Raw genomic sequence first — 23,699 nt, forward strand, 5'->3', positions numbered from 1 at the left:
CATTGCCATATAAACGCCATTATACCCTTGAGCAAAGCATGGGTAAATTAGCTGGCAACGGTATTGGTGAAGCAGGTATTAATCAGCAAAGATGCATAAATTCAGGTCTGAATTCAGCTCTCAATATAGATAAGGACTGCGCTTAGCCAATGATCATCGGCTGGCCAAAATAACTCACAGTGTCATTGGTCACCACTATTGCATCATCGTCGCTACACAATACCACCGGGTGACTTAGTTGTTTCGTAAACGCTTTGGCCTGAGTTTGTTCATCGAGACTTTTGCTTGCGTGAGGGCTAAAGAGCTTGTCGATTAAACCTAGGGCGCAAGTATCTTGAAGCCCTATGTTATTTTCATCGCCACATAAGCTGGCTTGCGCTATGTCTGGACTCATGATCATCGCACCCGCACTGACACCAATCAGACATGTGCCATTATTAGCCAGTTCTCGCAGCATAGGCAGTAAGTTTTGCTGTTTTAGCCAGTGTAAAAAACGATACGTATCACCACCAGATAGATGAACTATGTCAGCCTGATGCAGCATTGCCAACGCAGCTTCATTCAGAGGTTGCTCAATCTCAAGGTACTCAATGTGATTTATCCCAACGCTTTTATAGAACTCAGCTGCTGGGGCGAAAAATTGCCTTGTAGCATCTGGTGCAGAGGCGATATAAGTCAACTTGAGCTCAGATATGCGCTTATCTGTATTTTTACTTAAGTGCTGGATAAGCTGGGCGATAGCTTGTTTGCCGTTTGTTGAGGTGTTTTGGCTGAGTAGCGCTAAGTACATTTGAGTCCTTTCATTATGTCGTCTTAGATAGTGTTACAGGCAGAGCAGTTACTGCCTGTTAGGTAACGCTCAGGGTTATGCTTTTAAAACAAAGCTCTTAATCAAAGTACACGAATCAACTGTTAGCGATTAAAGCTCTTTAGGCCTTACTACGCTAGTCCCAGTCAGTGCTAGGTGACCAAGGTTTTTGCTGATCACATTAGCACCAACCTGATGTGAGGTTTCTGGGCGGCTGATGAGATAGCCTTGCACACAATGAATACCAAGCTTTTTAACTAACTGAAACTGCGAGGCAAGCTCAACACCCTCGGCAACAATCTTTAGGTCTAAGTTTTTGCCCAGTTCGCTAATAGAATTAAGGATCTTTTGATATTTAGGGTTAATGTTGGCTTGGTCGATGAACAGACGGTCAATTTTGATCACATCAACCGGCAAGTTTGCCAGTGTTGATAGCGAGCTAAAGCCAGTACCAAAATCATCAATAGCGATTTGCACGCCTTCATCGCGCAGTTTTTGTAGGTTGTTGGTGACGTCTTCAGAAGCATCAATAAAGCAGGATTCGGTGATCTCCAGCAGCAAAGCGCGTGGTGGCAAGCCGACTTTATTAAGGGTATCCATTACCCAGCTATGTAATGGTAAGTGTTTGAGCTGGACCCCCGAAATATTGATCGACATGCGTACCTTGTTCATGCCGGCTGCATGCCATGCCGACATCTGCCGACAGGCTTCAAACAAAATCCAGTTACCTAGCTCAAGGATAAGGTTAGACTCCTCGGCAATGGGGATAAACTCGGCTGGAGAAATGGAGCCTTCAATTGGGTGATTCCAGCGTAGTAGGCATTCAAAATAATCAATGCTGCAATCTTCAACGCGCACGATGGGTTGAAAAGACAGGTGAAAGTTCTGGCTTGCCATTGCTAGGCGCAATTCTTCAAGTAAGTAGTGGTAGCGGCGGATTTTACTGCCCATCTCAGGAGAATATACTCGGAAAATTCCGCGACCATCTGATTTGGCTCGGTACATAGCAACGTCTGCCATTTGCAGCAGGGCATTGGGGTTTGACGCGCTATCTGGGTATACCGCAATACCGATACTTGCACCAATTTTGATGGTTTTATTTCCTAGCACAAAGTCGCGCTCAATTTCTTGCAGCACATTGGTGGCGACTTCAACCACACCTTTATCATCAATAATATCTTGGATAAAAATCGAGAATTCATCGCCACCGAGTCGTGATAGGTTTAGCTCAAGTTGAGTGACAGGACTTACTTTGCTCAAGCCATGGTTGCGCACTACAGTTGCTAGGCGCTCGGCAACTTGGATCAATACTTCATCACCAAATGAGTGACCGAAAGAGTCATTTACCTGCTTAAAGCCGTCGAGGTCAATGAACAGCAATGCTTGGCGACGGTTGAATTTTTGCGCGTCAGCAAGTTCTGTTTCTAAATGCTCAAGATAGGCGTGACGGTCGGCAAGGCCGGTTAATTTGTCTTGAAAAATACTGATCTGATTTTGCTGCATACTGGTCAGCACACTTTTGTGGATTTCAACCAGAGATTGATTCAGCTTGGCGATAGGGTTTTGTAGCTGGATAGGCGCCAGTTCAATTTTGTAAATATCGAGTAGTTTGTCAGCTTGCTCGTTTACTTGTTTCAGTGAGGAGTTAAGTTTGCGGGAGGTTTGCGCATTAATATAAAACGGCACAGCAAAGCCAATAATGATAAACAGTAACAGCGGAATATTACTAAACATCATTACTTCTTTTAAAATATCACTTAGCTTAACCGCATCAACAACACCTTGCTGGCTTTTGTCCAACACTGCATAAAAGCCATGATTGTTTTTTACAATGTCATAATCCAGCAGGAAAAATCCTACCAGTTCAGAATTAACTTTCTCTACTTGATTGAGATCTACACGTTGAATTTTAGGATGGTAATCTTTGTTTTGTAACACGCTCATTCCTTGGCTGAAGGCCAGGACGAAAATGAAATAAGCGGCTGCAATGGCGCTAAATACACTCAGCAGAGTTTTAGAGGTGCGCATCATAATAATCACTGAAGTTGTGTTTGTGTTGAGAAATAGTTAACACTTTGACTGTAAAAGAATTATAGATTAACCATTTTGCCAATTCAATTGACTTGTTGATGCCTTAAACTTAATAAAACATGTTAAATGTTCTTGGCTGGATTTGTTAATCGTAAGATGTATCAATTTCCCCTAATCGGCTAGGTTTACGATATCTAGCATTGATAATAGCTGTAGCTGTTTTCCCTTTAGTATCCATATTGCGGTTGATACAGATGTTAATTTTGATATCGGTCTAATTGATGGGGAGTCGAGGAGGAAGGACTTCTTTTACAAACGTATGGATTAGATTTGTATTTTTCTCGGTAATTGCTTGCAAATAGTTTTACTGGCTGATTTTTGTGCACTTTACCGTTCGGAAATCGTACCTGCTGAGTATTGTAAATCAACATCAGACTCTCGACAGCAGCAATCGAGACGGTTAGGATGAACAAAATTTGCCAATAAGAGCAATGCAGTTAGGATAACAAATGGAAAACAGAAAAGTCTTGTTAACAGGCGGGAATCTACTTCAAGCACACACATGGAAAGGCTTGCTTGAAACCCGTGGGATTGCAGTTGAACTCAAAGGTGAGGCGCTACTTGGTGGTGTGGGCGAATTGCCCGTTGATATGCAAAATGTTGAGCTATGGGTCGAGGCCGCTCACTTAGAAGCCGCGCAGTCATTGCTTGAAAATCATCAAGTTGAGCGTCCACAATGGAAATGCGTGCAGTGCCAAGAGCTTAATCAAGGTAATTTTGAGCTGTGCTGGCAATGCAGCGCGCCTAAGCCAAAGGTTTGTAATTAGCGACTGAGCTTTACTCCTAAATGAGGCTATTGTTGCTAGCTGAGGCTCTGTAGTTAGTAGTTGCTAACTCAAGCTAAGTCTCAGATATTTCCAAGATGCTAATCTTCCCCGTTTATTACTATTGCAGGTCAAAAATATGCAGCACTCTCCAGGTTTTGTCGCACTTGTAGAATCAATTCGCCCCCTAGTTACTGAAGTGACGCATGATGAACTCAATGCTATCGCTTCAGTATTATTAATTGATGTACGAGAAGATCATGAGTGGGCACAAGGGCGCTTACCAAATGCTGTGCATCTTGGCCGCGGTATTATTGAACGAGATATTGAGCGCTTGTATCCAGATACCGAGCAAACAATTGTCCTTTATTGTGGTGGTGGTCACCGCTCGGTGATGGCGGCTCATCATTTAAACAAGATGGGCTATAGCCAGGTTAAATCGCTTGTTGGCGGTTATAAAGGCGCTGTAGCCGCAGGCTTAAATGTGGTAACGGAGTAATCTGCAAATGCAGTATTTCCCACTGTTTGTTGATACTAGCAAGCTTAAGGTGCTGGTGGTTGGTGCGGGTGATGTGGCCAGTCGCAAGATAGATTTATTGGCTCGTTCACAAGTCAGTATTTTAGTGATTGCGCCTGATGTTAGTAACGAGATACGTCAATATCATCGCCAAGGAAGAATTGAGCTTATAGAGCGCGAGGTGCTTGAGGCTGACATTAACGATGTAGATTTAGTTTATCTTGCTACCGCAAATAATGCCCTGAACTGCCAGCTATCTATAATCGCTGCTCAGCGCAAAATCTGGGCGAATGTGGTTGATAATCCTGAATATTGCCAGTTTATTACGCCATCAATCGTCGATAGAGGGAAGCTCACGGTTGCGATTAGCACGTCAGGCGCTGCGCCAGTATTTGCCCGCACCATACGCGCTAAACTAGAAGCCATGTTGCCGCGCTCGCTGGCACCTTTATTTGATTTTGTTGCCAGTAAGCGCCAACAGGTGCAACTGGCGTTACCTGAAGGCAAGTCGCGGCGTTTGTTTTGGGAACGGTTCTTTAAACTCAATCAAGAGCGCTTTGATGAGCAAACTCCTTACCATTTTGACGCCGCGTTTGATGATTTAAGCGCGGCAGGCGAATTGTTGCTAGTTGATATCGATGCCCCTGCAGATCTACTACCGATGGCGGCAATGCCATTATTGCAGCGTATTGATATCGTTTGCTGCGATAGCGTCATTCCAGGAGGGCTTAATGAGTTGTTTCGCCGGGATGCTGAGCGCAGCGAATTATTGCTCAAAAGTGATATTAGCGCGCGATTAGCTTCAGGTGAGCGTTTGTTAATTATTGCCGATGTGCAAGTCATTAAAGAGTTAGTTGCTCACTTCCCAGAAGCTAAGCATATACGTCCAGGCCTGATTTAGTTTTTTAAAATGACTTCCCCAAATGTTAGAGCGTTCTTAGGCGCTCTCATTATTTTGGGCGCTCTCTTTTTTTGGGGGCTGTTAGTATTTTAGGCAGTTATGTGAAACCGTTTAATCCTTCCACCTGCTAACCCGCTAATTCAGACCCTTGGCTAACTTTACCGTTAGCCCAATTGGGCACTTCGCGGTATCATTGGTTCAAGTTTTTCATCTTTCTCCGTTTAGGATCTTCATGGCATTAAAATCCACTGTTTTCAAAGTATCTCTACAAATCGCAGATATGGTACGTCACTATTATTGCGATCATAGTTTGACGTTGGCACAGCACCCTTCAGAAACTGATGAGCGCATGATGGTGCGCTTGCTGGCTTTTGCGTTAAATGCCTCTGAGACATTGAGCTTTAGCAAAGGGCTTTGTGTTGATGATGAAGCAGAGCTTTGGGACGTGAGTCTCTCTGGTGAGGTCGACCTTTGGGTTGCCTTTGGTCAAAGCGATGAGAAATGGCTGCGTAAAGCGGCTGGTAGAGCTAAGTCTGTGGTGCTATACACCTATGGAGGGCGCAGCGTACCAGTTTGGTGGCAACAAAATCAGGCGGCATTAGCACGCTATCAAAACCTCAAGGTGTATAACATTCCAGAAGATGCGGTAACGGCAATGGCGCAGTTTGTAGACCGCAATATCGAGTTAAGCGTCACCATCACTGAAGATGAAATCTTGTTAGCAAATGCTGAACATAGTTTGTCTGTTGAACTGGAAGTGTTGAAAGCCGAGTAGTCATTGCATTAAGGTTCTTTAGCTCAACTTTAAGTTAGCTAGTAGGTTAGCGTAGGAGCACAAATTGGATGTGATATTTCGCAAAGCAACTCGAGAGGACGCGCCAGCGGTATTTGATATTCGTAACCGCGCTATTATGGCGTTATGTACCAAGGCGTATCCAGTTGAGTTGATGCAGCGCTGGACATCTGGTGATTTGCCAGAGCAGTTTATTGCTGATTTAGCAGCCCATGGCTATGTGCTGACCGATGCGAAACAAGCAAAAGTGTTAGTGTCTGGCATGCTGGTGGCGAAGACTGATGAAACAGACATCGGCTTAATTGATGCGATATTTACTGAGCCAAACTACACAGGCACAGGCTTAGGATTTCAAATGATGATGCACTTAGAGGCGCTGGCAAAAGGGCTAGGTATTAAACGCTTACAACTTGATGCCACCTTAAATGCTGCTGGGTTCTATCGTCGCTGTGGTTTTAAAGGTGAGCAGCAAAGCATTTATCACTCTCCCCGTGGATTTGACCTTGCCTGTATTCCAATGCACAAGCAGTTAAGTGATTGAACTTATACCAATTAGCACAAGAATGTGATCATTCTTACTGGTTGCTTCTTATTGGTAAAAATGGCTTATAACTTTGTTAGAAATTTTGTAGGTAGAACAACTAGCTAGCTGCAATTTCTGCCTTGTTCTAAGCGATTTTTTCTGCGTAACCTCTAATCACTTATTTATCCTAATTGGTATTAAAAATACAAAGCCAAGCAGTTAGCTTGGCTTTGTCATGATTTGTAATAAATCAGATGAGTGCTTGTTCTTAAAGCTATTGTTTAAGCGTACTGGCTTTTACTTTTAGCATCGGCATGTAGCCGCCGCCATTATGGCTATTGGTAAACCCAGCTTTGATTAGTTCATTGTGGGCGATACCGCTTCGACGTCCGCTGCGACAATAAAGCACTATGTCGGTATCTTTAGCGACATTGAGTTTGGCCAAGCGAGACACAATAAACTCAAATGGAATGTTTATCGCATTATCAAGGTGACCTGCTGCAAACTCTTCTGCGGTTCTTACATCAATGACCATAGCGCCATTAGCAATTTTATCCCAAGCCTGTAACTCTCTGCTGGGCTCAGATGCTTGTGCAAGATTAGCCCAAATGATTAACAGTACGCATGCAAGGATTGCAAATATGCGAGTGTTGAGAGATTGCTTAAATAACATCATTAACTTAATCCAAAAGTTGCTACGTCCAATTGGGTAATACTTTATCGCATCAGCCTGATGTTTGACCATTACTTTATCTGTATAGCTGAGCTTGTTATTCCGGTTTTGTGGCTGCTATTTGTGCTGCGGGTTTAACTCCAAGCGCTTTCATTATCATTGCTGCAGGGCAAAACCCTGTGAATACACTTTGGAGTAAGTTAACGGCAACAAATACTGTGAACCATACAAAAAGTGGGTGAACCCACACGGTTAATGCTACAGAAAGCAATATCATTAATGCAGCAAAGGCCATGATGCTTTGTTCAAGGTTTAGCTTGTAACTCATAGTGTTCCCCTTATTCATTAGGATTGTTTTGCTTGGTTGTTAGTTCGTTTATGCATCCAGGCGTAATACAACACTGGAATAACAATGAGTGTTAAAACTGTTGAAACGAATATGCCGAAGATCAGACTGATCGCCAGACCGTTAAAGATTGGGTCGTCAATAATGAATAATGCGCCAATCATAGCGGCAAAGGCAGTGAGCATAATTGGCTTGGCTCTTACTGCACTTGCGTTGATCACTGCTTGTTCTAGCGCGACGCCAGCTTGTTGCTGACTATGGATAAAGTCGACCAGCAAGATAGAGTTGCGCACAATAATGCCAGCGAGGGCGATCATGCCGATCATTGACGGCGCAGTGAACTGTGCGCCTAACAGAGCATGACCAGGCATCACACCAATGACAGTCAGCGGAATCGGCGCCATGATGATAAGCGGCACCGAGTATGATTTAAATTGAGCGACCACTAACAGATAAATGGCTATCATCCCAACAGCGTAGGCAATGCCCATGTCGCGGAAAGTCTCATAGGTTATTTTCCATTCGCCATCCCATAGCACAGCAACTTCGGTTAGCCCCTGTGGTTGGCTAGCAAAGTGCTGCTCAATAGAGAAAGATTTTTGTGGATCATTCAGCTGACCGACCATATCAAACATGCCGTAAAGTGGGCTGCCAGTAGGGCCCGCCATATCCGCCACAACCATGATCATAGGGCGCATATTCTTATGAATAATGGTGTTATTGATATTGCCTTGGTTGATGCTAACAACCTCAGCTATAGAGATTGCTTGCCCCTTATTATTGTTGACCGTCAGGTTTAGCACGCGCGCAAAGTCACTTTTATCTGCATCGGTTAATTGCAGTTTGATAGGCGTCGGTTGTTTGCGCTCTGTTTGATATAAATAACTGGCTATATTGCCATTAATCGCGCTATCTACCGTATTCACCACATCTGCAATCGATACGCCCAGCAGCGCGGCTTTGTTGCGGTCAATACTTAGCTGCCAGCGCTGCTGCATTTCTGGCAGATAGATGTCGACATCGACTACATGCTCGGTTTGTTTAAAACCGTGGTAAATCATATTTGCAGCTTGCTCGCGCAGCTCAGCGGTTGGGGCATAAACTTCAGCGACAATAGGCGACCAAACTGGCGGCCCTGGTGGCACTTCTACAACTTTGATATTGGCGTTATAGCTCTTACCAATTTGTTGCAGTGGCTCGCGTACTGACATCGCAATGTCATGACTGTTACGTTCACGCTTGTCTTTTGCCACAAGATTAACCTGTATGTCTCCCAGCTCCTGACTTTGTCTTAAAAAGTAATGTCTGACTAAGCCGTTAAAGTTAATCGGCGAGTGGCTACCACTATAAAGCTGTAGGTGCTCAACCTCTTCAACCTGTGTTAAATACAGCCCAAGTTCTTGCATTAAACGTTGCGTTTGCTCGACGCTAGTTCCCTCTGGCATATCAACAATCACTTGAAACTCAGACTTGTTGTCAAAAGGCAGCATTTTAAGCACCACAGCTTGCATATAAGGCAGAGAGACTGCGATGGCGATAAGTAGCACAATTGCACCTGCCATTAGTTTTCGAGCTGTTTTGCCGTACTTTGGATGCAAAAATGGGCTAATTAGTTTGCTAAATAGCGTAAGCATTTTGCCTGATGCTGTATCGGGTGCTTGTTGCTCGTGATGCTGATTTTGTTTGTGAATTAGATTTTGCTCGCCCTGATGCTGATGGGGTTTAAGCCACTTGTTACTTAGCCAGGGCGTCATAACAAAGGCAATAACCAATGACAGCAACATCCCCATACTTGAGTTAATTGGAATAGGACTCATATATGGGCCCATGAGGCCAGAAACAAACGCCATAGGTAACAGCGCCGCAATAACGGTAAAGGTAGCAAGAATGGTCGGGCCGCCAACTTCATCCACAGCTTTAGGGATGAGTTTACTTAACGGCTCGTTACTCAGTGCCATGTGGCGATGAATATTCTCAACCACGACAATGGCATCATCAACCAAAATACCGATTGAGAAAATCAGTGCAAACAGTGAGATACGATTTAAGGTAAAACCCCAAGCCATTGACGCAAAAAGAGTAAGAGCAAGGGTAATGATAATAGCAACACCAACAATGGCAGATTCGCGGGCGCCCATGGTTAGCAGCACTAACAGCACAACTGCAGCTGTGGCAAAAATCAGTTTGAAGATCAGCGTATTGGCTTTATCGCCGGCGGTAGCGCCATAATCTCGTGATATAGCCATATTGATATTATCTGGCACCAACACATTGTCGATAGCAGTTAAGTGTTGCTTGATTTGACCAGTAATATCGACAGCATTTTTTCCTACTTGCTTACCTATGGCGATGGTTACCGCATTATATTGCCCAGTTTTATCGGCATGGATGACAAGTTGTTTTGGCGTATCTGGGCGCAGGGTGATCTCGGCGAGATCTTTTAGATAGACGCCGTTAGCCAATGGGTGCTCAGTGCTTTGCGTGACCGAAATAAGTAGGTTTTTGACATCATCAACAGATTGCAAAAACTCACCCGTTTGCAATTGAATAACCTGATTGTCCTGGGTAAATTCGCCGTGAGTTGAAATCTGGTTGTTTACTCGCAGCACTTGCGCGATGTCGTTAAAAGCCAGTTGGTGCTGGCGCAGCTTGTTTGGGTCAAGTTTGATATTTAGTGTTTGCTCGGCTAGCCCTTGAGTGTAGATTTCGCGCGTACCAGGAATACGCTTGAGCTCAGTTTCAACAACCTTAGCAACATCAGATAATTGCTGCGCGCTGACGCTTGGGTCTTTCGACCACAGAGTTAAACCAAAGATTGGTACATCTTCAATGCCGCGCGGTTTGATCAAAGGCTCGCCGATACCAGCAGCCTGGTTGAATTTGTCCTTATTTGAATACAGTTGGTTATAAATTTTGATGATGGCTTCATCACGTGGAATGCCCACCTCAAAAATAGCGATGATTAATGCACCATCGGGTTGAGAAAACGAATATAAGGTATCGATGCCTTTTATCTCTGAGATCAGTTTCTCTGCCGGCAAAGTGACCTGGTTGGCAACTTGCTCTGGTGTTGCGCCCGGATATGGAATGAATACATCTGCAAAGGTAACGTCTATTTGCGGCTCTTCTTCTTTTGGTGTCACTAGCACCGCAAATACGCCAAGTAACAAACCGATTAGCGCAAGTAGCGGTGTAATTGCACTTAGCTGAAATAGGCTGGCGATTTTGCCGGAAATCCCCATTTTTGCATTGGCATCTTGCATGGTTACTCTCCTTTGCGCGCAGCTAGTTGCAATAAATAAGCGGACGCGTCTTCAATGATTTGATCTCCCGGCTTTAGTCCAGAAATAACCATGCGTTGATTAGGTTTGGTTTCACCCTGCGCTGAAGTTAGCGGCTCACCCAAACGTACTTGAGTAAGCAATACTTGCTCGCCGACTTTTAAATAGACTGCTGTTAATTCATTGACCTGATGAATTGCCGAGTTAGGGATGCTGATCACTTGCTGAGCTGCACTGCGATAACCCGCTTTAAGCCATTGCCCTAAGTGAACTTGATTTTGTGCTGCATTATTTACATTGAAGTTAGCGCGCACCTGATGTTGTTGGTTCGCTTGGGAAAACTCAAACACGTTGAAGTTGTTAGTAGTTATGGTCGTTTGCTTGTTGGCTGTTAGTTGTGAACCAAGGATAATTTCAATGGTTTTGGCTTGTTTTAGCTCAGAGAGTTGAGAGTTAGGTACGTAGAAGCTAACCCTAAGCTGCTTGTCATCATAGCCAGAAAATAATGCTTGGCCATAAGCAATGGTTTCGCCTTGTTCCACGTGTCTTTGGGTGACGCGGCCGCTAAAGGGCGCTGAAACAGTTGTGTAATTTAGGCTTTGTTTTGCCTTAACAAGCTGCGCCTTAGCTGCAGATACAGCTTGCTCAGCGGTATTAGCCGCTGCGATGGCTTCATCCATTTGCCCTTGAGAAATAGCGCCTTGAGGAAACAGTTTGTCAAAACGTTTTAATGTCGCCTGAGCTTCTTGGTTAATGGCCTTAGCTTTAGCAAGTTCTGCTTGGGCTGTGCCAAGCTCAGCAGCTTGCTCTTCACTGGTGATTTCAAGCAGTGGTGAGCCCGCCTCAACTCGATCGTTAACATCATAATGTACCGCAATAACCCGTCCTGAGGTTTGTGCAGATACCGTCGCCGCTTTTGTTGCCTCAACTTGTGCATTGAAATAAACCGGTTTAGTTATTTCAACCTCTTTGACAGTCCAGATAGCGAGTGGCTTGGCGACAACGCTGTTTGATAGCGTTGTGAATGCAGCAAGCACAATTAGCAACAATGGAAAGCTCAACCGTGCAAGCCCTGGTAATGGGTTTTGGCTCGATAGTTTGTTATTTGCATGTTCGATTGCGCTCGCTGTCATTTGCTCTTGGTCAACGACGTAACGAGTATTTGACTGCTGCATAATGGCCTACCTAACTTTGATTACTTGTTTAAAGTCCATGAGAAAATTCTAATAGACTTTAAAGGTCGCTGCAATTAATTTATGAGAAAAATCTAATGGACTTGTGAGTGATGATTGAAGATTTGGTTGTAGCGTATTGTTTTTATGAGAATTTACAAAGGATTTGTTGTAGGTTCTATCAACAGAATAAGACTTAACTTATATAAACAATGACGAATCAAGGCATTGCTGAGAGCTGAGTTGATGAAAAGATTTAACTGTTGCAGAAGATCTGCGGGGTAAAAAACAAAAAGCCGCTTGCGGTGGCAAGCGGCTTTTAAATTCGATTTACTTAGCTATGAATTAGAAGCTATGGCTGTACTGAAGACCGAAGTAGTTGGCACCAGATTCTGTATAAGCGCTAGTTTGACCAACAAGTGCACTTGTTTCGATAACGTGAACTTTCTCGCCTTTCACTAGGGTGTAACCTAGGTCAATAGAAGACTTGTCGTTGATATGGTAGCTAGCACCAACCGAGTACCACATACGGTCTGAATCAGGGATAGACAGTGATGAAATCTCACCTACTACACCTTGGTCACTTGCGATACCTGCGCGCAATGTCCAGTTGTCGCTAAGCTCGTAAGTACCGCCCACACTTAGGAACCAAGAGTCTTTCCAGTTGTATTGCTTGATTGCTGCTTCACCAACTAGGCCGTCACCACCAGTTACAGAGATTTTGTCAAACGCGCTCCACTGAGTCCACTGGGCTGTGTAGTGAATAGCGAACTTGTCAGTTAGCTTGTGGTAACCAGCAAGTTGTGCAATGTCAGCCATTGGAATTTCGATTTCGTCGAAGTTCTCTGGTGCAACTAGTAGTGGGTTGTACATGATGTCGCCAGAGGCTTTCATGGTTGGGCTAAAGCGGTAGCTTAAGCCAATGCGGTTGTCATCGTTAAACTCGTAAGTTAGACCAAGAATACCGCCAAATGCATAACCGTCTGCATCTACATCAACTAGGTTGATTGGCATAGCGCCTTGACCAAGGTTTACTTCACCATTTCGAGTCAGCTTACCTGAACCGCGAATGATATCGATACCCGCACCTAGGCTTAGGGCGTCGTTAATGCGGTAAGACACACTCGCATTTAGGTTAACTGTAGTGACTTCAGTGTTACCTAATAGATCGATAGGCGTGTTAACGTCTTGGTTGGCGTTAAGCGGTGATAAATCTGTACCGGTACCATAGTTACTAAATGCACCAAAACCAAATGCAAACTTGTCGTTTACAGGCATGATGAAGTAACCGTTTGGAATGAACTTGCCGCTTGCAGCATTGTCTAGGCTACCTAGGTGGGTGTCGCCATACTGAACGTCAGTGACTTCAACTTTAACATCTGCGTAGGTTGCGCCAACAGAAACGGTTGTCGAGTCAAATAGTGCCATTGCTGCAGGGTTGCGAGCAAGTACTGATGCATTGTCTGCGATGACTGCGTCACCTGCCATAGCACGGCCTAGGCCAGTAGCTGATTGGCTGTTAAGCTGGAAACCAGCCGCGAAAGTTTGCGTGCTTGCTAATGTAATAGCAGCCGCAAGCAGAGTCTTGTTGAATTTGGTCATGATACTTCTCACCGTTTTATAATAATGTGTCAGTCTGATTGCGTAGTCGCTTTGATGCTGACACTTTTTAATTGAGCGCATCTTAGGTAACCGCATTGACTCGATCAAGTCCGACCAGTGGTTAATTTTGTTAAAATTCAGTTAATTAACTGAGGTAGATTGATTAAAAAATAAGTTCTAGTTTCAAACTACAATAAAATCTGACTTAAAACCGCGACTTACATGCGTAAGGCGATTTATGCCTCTGTTGATAAAATGTGAACACAGGCTAAAATTCCAACAGTAAAAAAACGTAAAAATTTATTCTTAATTCTAGTGCTTTTACTCTAAACTCAATCACTTAGCGTATTGTAGCGAGTGCTGGTTTAATTTGGGCTTATAAAGGTGTGGCTGATATAGATGTGGCTAGATACAGGGTTAAGCAAGGTGTTGAAAGAGCTAATTTTCACTATGTTCATCGACGTAAGTTGTTGCCTTCAATAGGTGAAATTACTATTGAGTTAGTACTTTGGCTGAACTCACCAGTACCAATTATCAATTGCCGCGATAGCTATCCTAAGGATACCTGTATCTGGTTGCCCACAATGCAAAAATAAAACGAGCGCTACTTAAGTAGCGCTCGTTTTTTTAATTGTTAAGGTTTAAACAATCAAGGTATCAAACCTACAAGGTGCCAAATACGAGAGGTTCTATGTATCTGCACATATCAACATCTGGGTGTTAATCAGCTCCCGTACCTAGTTATGCTGCTTCAATGATTCATTGAACTGGTTAAATGACTGACTCACCTGCTCATTAGCTGGAGACAGCTTACTTACAACAACACCCGCAAGGGTTGCTAGGATGAAGCCTGGAACAATCTCGTAAAGCTCAAAGATACCACCGCTTAGTTCTTTCCAAACCACCACAGTAATGGCACCAATTACAATGGTTGCCACAGCGCCGTTACGGCTGTAACCCTGCCAAAACAGTGCAAGTATGACCACTGGTCCAAATGCTGCGCCAAATCCTGCCCAGGCATAACTCACTAAGCTAAGTACGCTGCTTTGAGGGTCTAAGGCGATAATCACGGCGATAATTGCGATGGCAATTACGCCAAAACGCCCAACTAGCATCAGTTCTTTATTGCTAGCTTGTGGGCGGATCCATTTACGGTACACATCTTCTGTGATCACGCTTGAGCAAACTAATAGCTGTGAGTCGATGGTGCTCATAATTGCTGACAGAATCGCTGCGATGAGGATACCGCCAATCCAAGGGTTAAATGCTGCATGAGCCAAGTGAATAAATACGGTTTCTGGGTTTTCCAGTGCAGAGTCTGCAAAATACAAGGTACCAGCCAGACCGGTAGCCAATGCGCCGATTAGTGATACCACCATCCAGCTCATGGCTATACGGCGAGATACAGGAATATCTTTAGCGCTACCAATTGCCATAAAACGCGACAAAATATGCGGTTGACCAAAGTAACCTAAGCCCCAGGCTAATAGTGAAACCAGACCTATGATGGTGGTTTCATCACTAATAAAGCTCAGCATCGCAGGGTCTAATTGAGTTAGGTTCTCTTGTACTTTGGGCTCTGAAAAGATGGCGACTGGCACGATTAACAAGGCGACCAGCATTAAACAACCCTGGAAAAAGTCAGTCCAGCTTACCGCAAAGAAACCGCCAACGAAGGTATATGCCACAATAATGACTGAACCAATGAGCAGGGCTAAGGTGTAATCAAGGCCAAAGACTTTTTCAAATAAAATTGCGCCGCCGACCATGCCTGATGACGTGTAGAAGGTAAAAAATAGTAAGATTGTGATAGCAGCGACAACCTTTAATAGACCTTTGCTGTCATGGAAACGATTCTCGAAAAAGTCGGGTAGGGTGAGGGCGTTGTCAGCTAGTTGGGTATAAATACGTAAGCGTTTTGCTACAAATAGCCAGTTAAGCCAGGCGCCAAAAACCAATCCAAAACCAATCCATGCTTCGCCTAAGCCACCTAGGTACACAGCGCCGGGTAATCCCAGCAATAACCAACCTGACATGTCAGATGCGCCAACGCTTAGTGCAGTTACCGCTGGACCCATTTGGCGGCCACCAAGGATGTAATCGTCAACAGTATCTGTCTTACGGTATGCCCAAAAGCCAATACCAATCATGAGGGCGAGATAACCAATAAAGGTTATAAGGATAGGCGCTTGAATTTCCATATTGTTCTCGTTTTTGTGGGAATTGCTGCCATGCTAGCAGAAGTTAGTCGCAGTTCACACTTTTGCGCCAATAGGTGACATAAAAACAAACAGCCGCTCAAGTGAGCGGCTGTTTAATCGAGTTGACGTTATCAAGCTTTGTTTATGGCTTATACCAATTGGGATAAATAAGTGATCAGAGGTTACGCAGGTAAAATCGCTTAGAACAAGGCGGAAATTGCAGCTAGCTAGTTGTTCTACCTACAAAATTTCTAACGAAGTTATAAGTGGTTTTAACCAGTAAGAATGATCAAATACTTGTGCTAATTGGTATTAAATGAAGGTTTGCTCAATCTCTTTTTGAACTTGCTTCAAGTCACTGCCTTGTTCGCCCACAAGTAACATGTATGCGTCGGCAGACTCAAAGCCCATACCTTGATACTTGTCATCAGCAAATTTCTCTTGCAGCTGCATGCGATTTTCAACCGGTACTATAAACAAGGTCACTTTATTGCCTTGATTGTCATCCATTACCAAGTGCAATGATTTCACACCTTGAAAGTCACAAAAGGTGGTATAAAACACTCGCCCTGGTTGGTCGGTAAATTTGGTTTGCTCTAACCCTGAAATGCTTGCCAGCTTAAAGTTAATGTCGTTGAAATTAATATCACGCTCAGAAACCAATGCCTTTGGCTCATGGTACACATGGGCTATGGCATGATCACCCAGATTTACTGGAGTGAACTTCAACATGCTAAAGCTAAGGCCGACAACAAATGCCACAGACGCAGCCATTGCCATTAGGTAGCGAGTACGCTTTTTCGTCTCTTGGTGAGTGTTAAGCTGCTGGCGCAAAATCAGCTTTTCAGCTAAATCGTCCGGCACATCAATATTAAGCGCAGCATCGAGTTTGGCATCGAGTGCTTTTAGGTCCTGAACTAGCTTGGCGTCGTCAGGGTTGTTATTTAGGTGCTCGATAAAGTCCTGTGATTGATCATTAGGATCACCATAGGCTTGGCGTCGAAATTGTAGATCATCCATTGGCTTTACCTCTTACTTCTGTTGGTTCTAGCGCATCTTTCAATTGGTTACGGGCTCTGAATAATCGAGTCATCACCGTATTTCGGTTAAGTTCTAACATCTGCGCGATTTCGTCTCCGCTAAAGCCACCAATAAGCTGCAATAGCAAAGGTTCACGATATTCAATGTCAAGTTTACCAATTTGCTTACGCAACCAGTATTGCTCCGTTTGTTCCTCGTTAGTCGATGAAAATACATCTTCGAGTTGTTCCTGCTCGACATCACTATAGTCAAATTGCTTGCGCTCGAAACGGCGAGCGTTTTCACGGCGCAAAATAGTGATTAACCAGGACTTAGCCGCCTTGTCGTCTTTTAAAGAGTCTAAAGCACGCCAAGCCCTAAGAAAGGTTTCTTGAGTGATATCTTCTGCGACCTGTTTATCACCACAAAGCCAATAAGCGTAGCGGTAAATGTCGCCATGAAGTGCCCTGACAAGGCTATCGTATCGTCGTTGTTTACTTACCATGTCAGATAAGACCGAGGCATCTGTCTTTTTCTTTCGCAAACTATCGAACATTTTTTAATTATTTTAAAAGCAAGATGTTGGTTAGCTTAAAACGAAAGTGGTTAATAGCAAGTAAAACTTGTTAAAAGATACGGTGTGGGGCTGAGTATTTAAGAGGTTTAGGTACTTTGTAAAGAGTTCCCGCTATCGCACGGAACTATCGTGAGGAACTAATACGAGAAACTATCGTAAGTAACTACTGTGAGAAACTGTAGTCAGTAAGTTTATCAAACAGCTCTCACGAATAACTTTCTCGAATAACCTTTTCGAACAACTTTAGCAAGCTAGCGTAAATTGGACTTACGCTAGCTTACTCTTGTGTAAATGCTCTGCAAATGAGCAGTTAACGCGCTTAAGGGTTAAGCGGCGCGACGGCACTAGCAGTTATGCGGCGCTCGCTAGACTTATAACCTTTTACTGCGTTAATCAGTTTTTGAGTATCAATACCTTGCGGCGTCGCTGAATACTTGGCTGCTTGCAGTTGTTCTATAGCGGCTTTTAGCTCTGGTGAAAGGGCGCTGATCTGATTTAGTGTCACAGGTTTGTCTTGCATGGCGCTAAAGTATTGTTGCAAGGCACGTAAAATCTGGCTGGCGTTTTGTTGCTTACAGGCTTTGGTCAGTGCCAGTAAATCAGCTTGACTGTGTTGCTCATTATCAAGTTTTGGAGGCGTAGCTGATGGTTGTTGCTTACGGGCATTGAGCCACAGTGCAGTGCTAATCAACCACATCAGGGCAAAGGTTGCACTTACCCAAGGCCAGTAACCAGCACTGACTTGCTCAGTTTGTACATTTGTAATTGGGGTCAATGGTGCTGAGGTATCACCCGCTTTAATGGTGACGACCTTTGCCGGAAGACGAGCATACTCTTGCTTATGAGTTTGTGGATTCCACCAAGGCACCACAACTTCTGGCAAGGTAAATTCGCCTGCTTTGGTTGGCACAATAGCGGTGGCTATACTGTATTGCGAAACCACCTGACCCTGCCTAACAAATGAGTGGCGTACTGGCTTTTCAGGGTACGCTTTTAGGCCAGATGGCAAAGGCATGTCGATATCTGGAATACTTGAGTCATCACTGCCTGTTACCGTGAGGGTAATGGTACGAGTGATTGGGCTACCTACACTAAAGTCGCCGTCGGTTGGCCACTCTTCTTGCAACACGGCAATATCTGCCACTAACCATTCACCTTGATAGCTAGCTGGAGCAGACTTAATGTCAATTTGCATGTCATCTGCTTGGCTACGCATCGGTTTGCTTTCGTTAAAGCCAAACATACCACCGCGTCTTGGCGCTTCCACCAAAATGTCGCCGTTAAAGCTGGCGCCTTTGATCTCAAGTGGGCCCGGCAGATCAGCAATAATGCCGTAGGTACGTTCAATCACTCGAAAGCGGCGACCATTGATAATTTCTGTGCCGTCTGCATCTTCGCCAATTTGCTTTACCTGAGCACCCTCAACTTGTGGAGAGTTGATTGCACCGCGTTGCAACTCAGCAGCAAGGTACAGCTTCACTTTGTAGGTGATTAATTGGCCCACATAGGCAGAATCAACGCTTGCCGAAGCGCGAATAAATAAGTCTTGCACTTCATCAGTTTGCGTACCAGGTGAGGCGACTGTTAGCTCAATGGGTTGTGAGCTTACGCCATTGATGGTGAAAGCAGGAATGGTAACTTGGCCAGATTGCTTCGGTGATAAGATCACTTGCCAGCGAGTTTCTTTGCTGGTTTTAAAGTTAATCATTTTAGTGCTTCGACCAACGCTAGTGCGGTTAACGATAAAGTTGTCGAGCAAAATTGACGGGTCGAAAGCGCCAGCACTCAAGTCATCGTCAGCTGTTACCGTGAGTACAAAATATTCACCAACAACGGCTGGATTGCGGTCAACGCTTGCTTGTACTTGAGTGACAGCATGGGCTTGTAGGCTGATAAACAAACTGCCTGCAAATAACATCAGGCTTAAAACGATTCTGTTCACCACTGTTGTGTTTCCTTTGGTAATTGGCGGTTTTGACGACGTTTTTGATATTCCAGCTGCATTTTATTGCGAATGAGCACTTGTGGGTCTTCGCTAACCGCACGTAATGCACGCTCCATTTCAGCTGGCATGGCGTTTTCATCAGCAATAATTGGGCTTACTGCAGCTTGCTTCTCACCATCTTCGTTCATCTCAGCTTGCTGGGCATTCGCTTGTGTTGACTGAGCTGCCTGTTGCTCGCTTTCTGATTGTTCAGACTGAGTTTGATTTGCGCTTTGTTGCTTACTTTGACTGTCATCTTGTTGCTCAGCATTTGCTTGCATCTGCGCTTCATTATCAGTTTGCTCATTAGCGCCTTGCGAGCCACTCTTTTGTGAGCCTGTTGATGAGCCAGTTTGCTGCTCGTTATTTGCTTGCGATTCGTTGGATTGCTGGGCGTCACCGCTTTGTTCATCGCTTTGTTCATCATTGTCGCTTTGTTGAGACTGGTTTTGTTCAGATTGCTGTTGTTGTGACTGCTGATCCTGACCTTGTTGTTGTGACTGCTGATCCTGACCTTGTTGTTGCTGGTCGCTTTGGCTCTGATCACTTTGGCTTTGATTGTCTTGGTTTTGACCGTTTTGTTGGTTCTGTTGATCACCATCGCTTTGCTCTTGGTTATCGCCGCCGTCACTAGATTGCTGGTCGTCTGAAGCCTGTTGTTGCTCTAGCAAAGACTTGGCTAGCTCAAGGTTTTGCTGAGCCTGCGCAAAATCTGCCTGTTGCTTTAATGCTTGCTCATAGCGGCCAATCGCATCTGCATACTTACCCAACTGCATTAGGCTGTTGCCTTGATTGTATAAACCGTTGGCAGAAGAATCTTGCTCAAACAGTGACAGGGCTTGCTCATAATTTCCTGCTTTGTACTGACTACTCGCTTGCCAGTTACTTGAGCTGAATTTATCAGCAGCTTGTTGGTAATCCTCGGCATCAAAGGCTTGTTGTGCCTGTTGGTCGCGAGTTTGCCAGAGGTCATCCCAAAGGCTTGCTTGAGCATCATGGCTTATGAATAGCGATGTACTTAAAAGCGTGGCTGTCGCTAACGGCAGTGATAGCTGAAATAATCGTTGCCTAAAGTTAATCGCCAAAGGTAGCAATAACAGCAGCGCTATATAAGGGCCGAGATCTTCCCAGGCTTCGCCTGAAAACTCAGTTTCGCTGGCTTCACCACCAGTATCAAGCCAATCTTTAATGGTGCTTATGTCTGAGCCATCGGCTTGCATTGGCACTAGAATGCCGCGATTGTGTTGGGCTAGCTTGTTTAGCAGGCTAAAGTCAGTTTTGGCGACGACTACCTCATTTGTACTGTCTCTTAAAAACTGGCCATCAGGCAGTTTAATTGGTGAGCCGTGCTCAGTGCCAATGGCCATAATGCTTAGGCGATAAGGCGATTGTAAACTGTTGTAGGCATCGTCAAACTGATTTGACGATACACCATCAGTTAGCACTATGATGTCGCCTTTTTGATGTCCGCCTTGTTGCAACAAGGCCTGAGCTTGTTCAAGTGCAGCAGCGAGATTTGAGCCGCGCACTGGCATAATTTCAGGTGCGAGCGTCGGCAACAAGTTAAGAATGGTGCCTTTATCTTGAGTGAGCGGGCTGATCACAAAGGCATCACCTGCGTAGGCTATCAGCCCTGTGTCACCCTCATTTAACGCATCAACCAAATCGGTCGCGCGAAAACGTAAATGCGATAAACGGTTTGGACTTAAATCATTGGCGTACATCGACAGTGACATATCAAGCACAATGACTCGCCCTTGCTCTTTAGCAAATACTGGCAGTGATTGTTTAGTGACTGCCGGGCCTGATAACGCCACGATGGCAATAATCCAGGTCGCGAGCATCAGCCATTTGGGCTTGCGCGTTTCGAGTTTGTTGTCGCCGATAAGAGTTTGGGTTAAGTGCGGCGCAATATAGTTATCCCAGGCTGATGACGTTGCCACCGCTTTTGAAACGTAGATGAAAACGGCAATGGCAGGGATAAGTGCCCACAGCCATTCTGGGCGAATAAAGTGGATCATAGTGCTTTGTCTCCCTTGTATGAGTTGCGGCGCAAGCGCTGCAAATTAGGGAGTAATACTTGTAAAAAGCTTAGGATTGCTAATAAACCCAGAGGTAAATAAAACAGCTCGGTCTTTGGGCGGTAATTCAAACTTTCGCGGCTAACAGGCTCAAGCTTGTCGATTTCTTGATAAATAAGATCTAGCTCTTGAGCGTTGCGGGCGCGGAAGTATTGACCGTTAGTCATTTTCGCCAGCTCGATAAGTTGGCTTTCATCAAGGTCGAATGATGGATTCACTCGTTCGGTGCCAAACACTGTACGCCTTTCCATCACTTCTGCGCCTACACCTACGGTATATATGGTGATGTTGCGCTCGGCGGCAATATTAGCCGCTGTTACTGGGTCAATATTGCCAGCATTATTGGAGCCGTCGGTAAGTAACACCAGTACTCGGTTACTCTCTTTTAGCTTTTCAAAGCGCTTTACGGTCAGTGCAATGGCTTCACCAATAGCAGTTTGCTTACCCACTAGGCCAATTTCAGCTTCGCGTAAAAACTGCGCTACTGAGCGTCGGTCTTGCGTCATTGGCGCCTGCAGATAGGCGTGATCGGCAAACAGGATTAGACCAATACGGTCGCCTTGGCGGCGCTCGATAAAATCGCCCAATACGTGCTGGATTAGGGTAAAGCGATCAACTTTGCGACCATTTACCGTCATATCTTCAATTTGCATACTGCCAGATAAATCGACAGCTACCATTAAATCTCGACCGCTTGCGGGGATCTCGATTGGCTCGCCTAGCCATTGCGGTCGTGCAAGCGCACTTAGCAATAGCAGCCATAATATCCAGGCCAGTTTAGGTTGACGATGTTTGGCATGGGTCGACTCAATCGCCTGATTTGACTCGATACCAGGCAGCGATAAGTGGCCACTTTGAGCTTGTTTGTGTTTTGAGCGAATGAGCAGGGGTAAAGGCAGTAAAACCAGCAGCCAGAGCCAAGCAAAGGTTAGCATAGCTTTGCTCCATGTTTTGGCATGGTATCTGTTGGAATACTAAATAGCGCTTTGCTGGTAATGTAGCTTGTAGCAAGTTGCTTGAGCTGCAGTGTTTGCTCAGTGCTCAAACCTTGTTTTTGATAGCGCATGTTCAGCAATTTACCAAGCTGGCCTTGTTGTGCTGGCGCCATACGAGCATCTAAGAACTCAGTCCACTTTGCGCCGCTTAGATTTGCCACTTGCTCACGGGGTAAATAGCTCAATGCTAGGCGTTTAAGTAAAGCATTAACCTGTTGTGGATAGTCTACAGCACTGTCGTCAAGTTGGCTAAGTAGCACAAGTGTCTGCTTTTTAGCGGCATTAAGCTTACGCTTTTTACGCCATGCAAGAATAAGATAACAAAGCACAGTGATAATGATTGCGAGGACAATCCAGTAGCCATATGCAATCGGCCAATTATGAATTGGCTCTGGCAACATTATGTCGTGCATTTGTGCAAGTGGAGATTGAGGTGTCATGAACGTAACTTGTCCAGTTGTTGGCTTAAAGGCTGCGCTGAGTCAATAAACCTTGGTCTTACTTTTAACTGCTGCATTAGGTCGATAAATTTGTTTTGCTGCGCCTTTTGACTGGCAAGCCAAAACTCATAGCTTTGGCGGTTAAGCATTAACTTACGGTTACCATCTTTAACAGGCAAGTTGAATTGTTTAGGAAGCGAAGCTGTGCCTTGACGGATCGGATCGGTTACCACAAAGGCGCCGACATCGCAGTGGCGAGCAAGCTCAGTTAGTGGTGCTAAACACTTATCAGAAAAGTGTTGTCCGTCGGTGATAATCCATACCAGTGAGCCGGGCTTAGCGATACGTTGTAGTCGCTGACAAGCTTTAAATAAGTGGTCTGGGTCTTTGTCTAGTTGCTCAAATTGTTTAAGTTGCTTGCTATGCACCTCAATTAACCCTGAGGTAAGTTGCAAAATACCTTGCTGGCGGCTGCGAGGTTTCAATTCTACATGCGCGGTTTCACTGGCAATAAGCCCGCCAAGGCGGTCACCGTGATTAATTGCGTTCCAACCCAGCGTTGCCGCGAGGTGGCTTGCTTGCACCGACTGCAAAAGCAGCTGTGAGCCAAAGTATAAACTGTGGCTCAAGTCGACAAACAGCAGGATAGGGCGCTCACGCTCTTCAACAAACAACTTGGTATGGGCGACACCAGTGCGTGCAGTGACTCGCCAATCAATGGTTCTGACGTCATCACCATTTTGATAATGACGTACTTCAGCAAACTCCATGCCGCGACCTTTGATTAGGCTACTACGATGACCTGCTAACGCGGCTTTGGCGCGCGATTTTCTATCAGGAATCGCTTTTGAAATTGCCTGACAAGCAATCAGTTCTTGCTCGTTTAGATTGATGCCATCGGCAAATAAAGGAAACTTAACCGAGCTCATT

21 protein-coding genes are annotated in these 23,699 nt (G+C 44.9%); 6 read left to right on the top strand and 15 right to left on the bottom strand.

The genetic code is table 11. The features are described from left to right. Nucleotides 1-2 precede the first annotated feature (2 nt). Nucleotides 3-146, top strand: a complete 144-nt coding sequence (locus EXU30_RS20325) for a hypothetical protein (protein ID WP_165399039.1) — start codon at nt 3-5, stop codon at nt 144-146. On the opposite strand, the gene EXU30_RS16395 is transcribed toward EXU30_RS20325, so the two are convergent. Continuing rightward, nucleotides 143-790, bottom strand: a complete 648-nt coding sequence (locus EXU30_RS16395; protein ID WP_130601829.1) for a Type 1 glutamine amidotransferase-like domain-containing protein — start codon at nt 788-790, stop codon at nt 143-145. The two genes, EXU30_RS20325 and EXU30_RS16395, sit on opposite strands and share 4 nt — an antisense overlap. 129 nt (nt 791-919) lie before the next feature. Continuing rightward, nucleotides 920-2,752: a putative bifunctional diguanylate cyclase/phosphodiesterase gene (locus tag EXU30_RS16400; protein WP_242620421.1), complete on the bottom strand. Its 1,833-nt coding sequence runs from the start codon at nt 2,750-2,752 to the stop codon at nt 920-922. Between the two features lie 596 nt (nt 2,753-3,348). Here EXU30_RS16400 and EXU30_RS16405 point away from each other — a divergent pair. The 5 genes from EXU30_RS16405 (at nt 3,349) to EXU30_RS16425 (ending at nt 6,415) form a co-directional block, all read left to right on the top strand. After that, nucleotides 3,349-3,666 (top strand): putative signal transducing protein, encoded by a 318-nt coding sequence (locus tag EXU30_RS16405; protein ID WP_130601833.1) that lies wholly within the window; start codon nt 3,349-3,351, stop codon nt 3,664-3,666. A gap of 136 nt (nt 3,667-3,802) precedes the next feature. Further along, a complete protein-coding gene (locus EXU30_RS16410; RefSeq protein ID WP_130601835.1) occupies nt 3,803-4,162 on the top strand; it encodes a rhodanese-like domain-containing protein in 360 nt (119 codons plus the stop codon). A 7-nt stretch (nt 4,163-4,169) separates the two neighbouring features. Then, on the top strand, nt 4,170-5,081 hold the full coding sequence (locus EXU30_RS16415; protein ID WP_130601837.1) for a precorrin-2 dehydrogenase/sirohydrochlorin ferrochelatase family protein: 912 nt from the start codon (nt 4,170-4,172) through the stop codon (nt 5,079-5,081). Between the two features lie 232 nt (nt 5,082-5,313). Next, on the top strand, nt 5,314-5,856 hold the full coding sequence (locus EXU30_RS16420) for a YaeQ family protein (RefSeq protein ID WP_130601839.1): 543 nt from the start codon (nt 5,314-5,316) through the stop codon (nt 5,854-5,856). A gap of 70 nt (nt 5,857-5,926) precedes the next feature. Continuing rightward, a complete protein-coding gene (locus EXU30_RS16425) occupies nt 5,927-6,415 on the top strand; it encodes a GNAT family N-acetyltransferase (RefSeq protein WP_242620422.1) in 489 nt (162 codons plus the stop codon). Between the two features lie 256 nt (nt 6,416-6,671). Here EXU30_RS16425 and EXU30_RS16430 read toward each other — a convergent pair whose 3' ends face one another. The 13 genes from EXU30_RS16430 to EXU30_RS16490 all read right to left on the bottom strand — a co-directional run bounded on the left by EXU30_RS16430 (nt 6,672) and on the right by EXU30_RS16490 (nt 23,698). Continuing rightward, complete coding sequence (locus EXU30_RS16430) at nt 6,672-7,142, bottom strand: rhodanese-like domain-containing protein (protein WP_242620244.1); 471 nt, start codon at nt 7,140-7,142, stop codon at nt 6,672-6,674. A gap of 25 nt (nt 7,143-7,167) precedes the next feature. Beyond that, nucleotides 7,168-7,398, bottom strand: coding sequence for a YgaP family membrane protein (locus tag EXU30_RS16435; protein ID WP_242620245.1), 231 nt, complete (start codon nt 7,396-7,398; stop codon nt 7,168-7,170). Between the two features lie 17 nt (nt 7,399-7,415). After that, the gene (locus EXU30_RS16440) at nt 7,416-10,679 is read right to left on the bottom strand and encodes an efflux RND transporter permease subunit (RefSeq protein WP_130601841.1); all 3,264 of its coding nucleotides are present in this window, start codon (nt 10,677-10,679) and stop codon (nt 7,416-7,418) included. A gap of 2 nt (nt 10,680-10,681) precedes the next feature. Next, complete coding sequence (locus EXU30_RS16445; protein WP_242620246.1) at nt 10,682-11,872, bottom strand: efflux RND transporter periplasmic adaptor subunit; 1,191 nt, start codon at nt 11,870-11,872, stop codon at nt 10,682-10,684. Between the two features lie 342 nt (nt 11,873-12,214). Further along, the gene (locus tag EXU30_RS16450; protein WP_130601843.1) at nt 12,215-13,471 is read right to left on the bottom strand and encodes an OmpP1/FadL family transporter; all 1,257 of its coding nucleotides are present in this window, start codon (nt 13,469-13,471) and stop codon (nt 12,215-12,217) included. A gap of 737 nt (nt 13,472-14,208) precedes the next feature. Then, a complete protein-coding gene (putP, locus tag EXU30_RS16455) occupies nt 14,209-15,672 on the bottom strand; it encodes a sodium/proline symporter PutP (protein ID WP_130601845.1) in 1,464 nt (487 codons plus the stop codon). A gap of 312 nt (nt 15,673-15,984) precedes the next feature. Next, nucleotides 15,985-16,692, bottom strand: a complete 708-nt coding sequence (locus EXU30_RS16460) for a DUF3379 domain-containing protein (protein WP_130601847.1) — start codon at nt 16,690-16,692, stop codon at nt 15,985-15,987. Then, a complete protein-coding gene (locus tag EXU30_RS16465; protein WP_130601849.1) occupies nt 16,685-17,248 on the bottom strand; it encodes a sigma-70 family RNA polymerase sigma factor in 564 nt (187 codons plus the stop codon). The genes EXU30_RS16460 and EXU30_RS16465 overlap by 8 nt, the downstream gene beginning before the upstream one ends. 340 nt (nt 17,249-17,588) lie before the next feature. Further along, nucleotides 17,589-19,187, bottom strand: a complete 1,599-nt coding sequence (locus tag EXU30_RS16470; RefSeq protein ID WP_130603569.1) for a BatD family protein — start codon at nt 19,185-19,187, stop codon at nt 17,589-17,591. 20 nt (nt 19,188-19,207) lie between these two features. Further along, complete coding sequence (locus tag EXU30_RS16475; protein WP_130601851.1) at nt 19,208-21,274, bottom strand: VWA domain-containing protein; 2,067 nt, start codon at nt 21,272-21,274, stop codon at nt 19,208-19,210. After that, nucleotides 21,271-22,269: a vWA domain-containing protein gene (locus EXU30_RS16480; RefSeq protein WP_130601853.1), complete on the bottom strand. Its 999-nt coding sequence runs from the start codon at nt 22,267-22,269 to the stop codon at nt 21,271-21,273. Before EXU30_RS16480 ends, EXU30_RS16475 begins: the two co-directional genes overlap by 4 nt. Beyond that, a complete protein-coding gene (locus EXU30_RS16485) occupies nt 22,263-22,769 on the bottom strand; it encodes a DUF4381 domain-containing protein (protein ID WP_130601855.1) in 507 nt (168 codons plus the stop codon). The genes EXU30_RS16480 and EXU30_RS16485 overlap by 7 nt, the downstream gene beginning before the upstream one ends. Beyond that, nucleotides 22,766-23,698 carry a DUF58 domain-containing protein gene (locus EXU30_RS16490; RefSeq protein ID WP_130601857.1) on the bottom strand — a complete coding sequence of 311 codons (933 nt, stop codon included), beginning with the start codon at nt 23,696-23,698 and terminating at the stop codon, nt 22,766-22,768. The genes EXU30_RS16485 and EXU30_RS16490 overlap by 4 nt, the downstream gene beginning before the upstream one ends. Between the last annotated feature and the right edge of the window lies 1 nt (nt 23,699).

The sequence above is a fragment of the Shewanella maritima genome, from assembly GCF_004295345.1.
Lineage (GTDB): Bacteria > Pseudomonadota > Gammaproteobacteria > Enterobacterales > Shewanellaceae > Shewanella > Shewanella maritima.

Excerpts from the sequence above, each read along its gene's own strand:
- EXU30_RS16395 (WP_130601829.1), bottom strand. The coding sequence starts at position 790 with ATGTACTTAGCGCTACTCAGCCAAAACACCTCAACAAACGGCAAACAA.
- EXU30_RS16400 (WP_242620421.1), bottom strand. The coding sequence starts at position 2,752 with ATGAGCGTGTTACAAAACAAAGATTACCATCCTAAAATTCAACGTGTA.
- EXU30_RS16405 (WP_130601833.1), top strand. The coding sequence starts at position 3,349 with ATGGAAAACAGAAAAGTCTTGTTAACAGGCGGGAATCTACTTCAAGCA.
- EXU30_RS16410 (WP_130601835.1), top strand. The coding sequence starts at position 3,803 with ATGCAGCACTCTCCAGGTTTTGTCGCACTTGTAGAATCAATTCGCCCC.
- EXU30_RS16415 (WP_130601837.1), top strand. The coding sequence starts at position 4,170 with ATGCAGTATTTCCCACTGTTTGTTGATACTAGCAAGCTTAAGGTGCTG.
- EXU30_RS16420 (WP_130601839.1), top strand. The coding sequence starts at position 5,314 with ATGGCATTAAAATCCACTGTTTTCAAAGTATCTCTACAAATCGCAGAT.
- EXU30_RS16430 (WP_242620244.1), bottom strand. The coding sequence starts at position 7,142 with ATGGTCAAACATCAGGCTGATGCGATAAAGTATTACCCAATTGGACGT.
- EXU30_RS16435 (WP_242620245.1), bottom strand. The coding sequence starts at position 7,398 with ATGAGTTACAAGCTAAACCTTGAACAAAGCATCATGGCCTTTGCTGCA.
- EXU30_RS16440 (WP_130601841.1), bottom strand. The coding sequence starts at position 10,679 with ATGCAAGATGCCAATGCAAAAATGGGGATTTCCGGCAAAATCGCCAGC.
- EXU30_RS16445 (WP_242620246.1), bottom strand. The coding sequence starts at position 11,872 with ATGCAGCAGTCAAATACTCGTTACGTCGTTGACCAAGAGCAAATGACA.
- EXU30_RS16450 (WP_130601843.1), bottom strand. The coding sequence starts at position 13,471 with ATGACCAAATTCAACAAGACTCTGCTTGCGGCTGCTATTACATTAGCA.
- putP (WP_130601845.1), bottom strand. The coding sequence starts at position 15,672 with ATGGAAATTCAAGCGCCTATCCTTATAACCTTTATTGGTTATCTCGCC.
- EXU30_RS16460 (WP_130601847.1), bottom strand. The coding sequence starts at position 16,692 with ATGGATGATCTACAATTTCGACGCCAAGCCTATGGTGATCCTAATGAT.
- EXU30_RS16465 (WP_130601849.1), bottom strand. The coding sequence starts at position 17,248 with ATGTTCGATAGTTTGCGAAAGAAAAAGACAGATGCCTCGGTCTTATCT.
- EXU30_RS16470 (WP_130603569.1), bottom strand. The coding sequence starts at position 19,187 with ATGTTATTTGCAGGCAGTTTGTTTATCAGCCTACAAGCCCATGCTGTC.
- EXU30_RS16475 (WP_130601851.1), bottom strand. The coding sequence starts at position 21,274 with ATGATCCACTTTATTCGCCCAGAATGGCTGTGGGCACTTATCCCTGCC.
- EXU30_RS16480 (WP_130601853.1), bottom strand. The coding sequence starts at position 22,269 with ATGCTAACCTTTGCTTGGCTCTGGCTGCTGGTTTTACTGCCTTTACCC.
- EXU30_RS16485 (WP_130601855.1), bottom strand. The coding sequence starts at position 22,769 with ATGACACCTCAATCTCCACTTGCACAAATGCACGACATAATGTTGCCA.
- EXU30_RS16490 (WP_130601857.1), bottom strand. The coding sequence starts at position 23,698 with ATGAGCTCGGTTAAGTTTCCTTTATTTGCCGATGGCATCAATCTAAAC.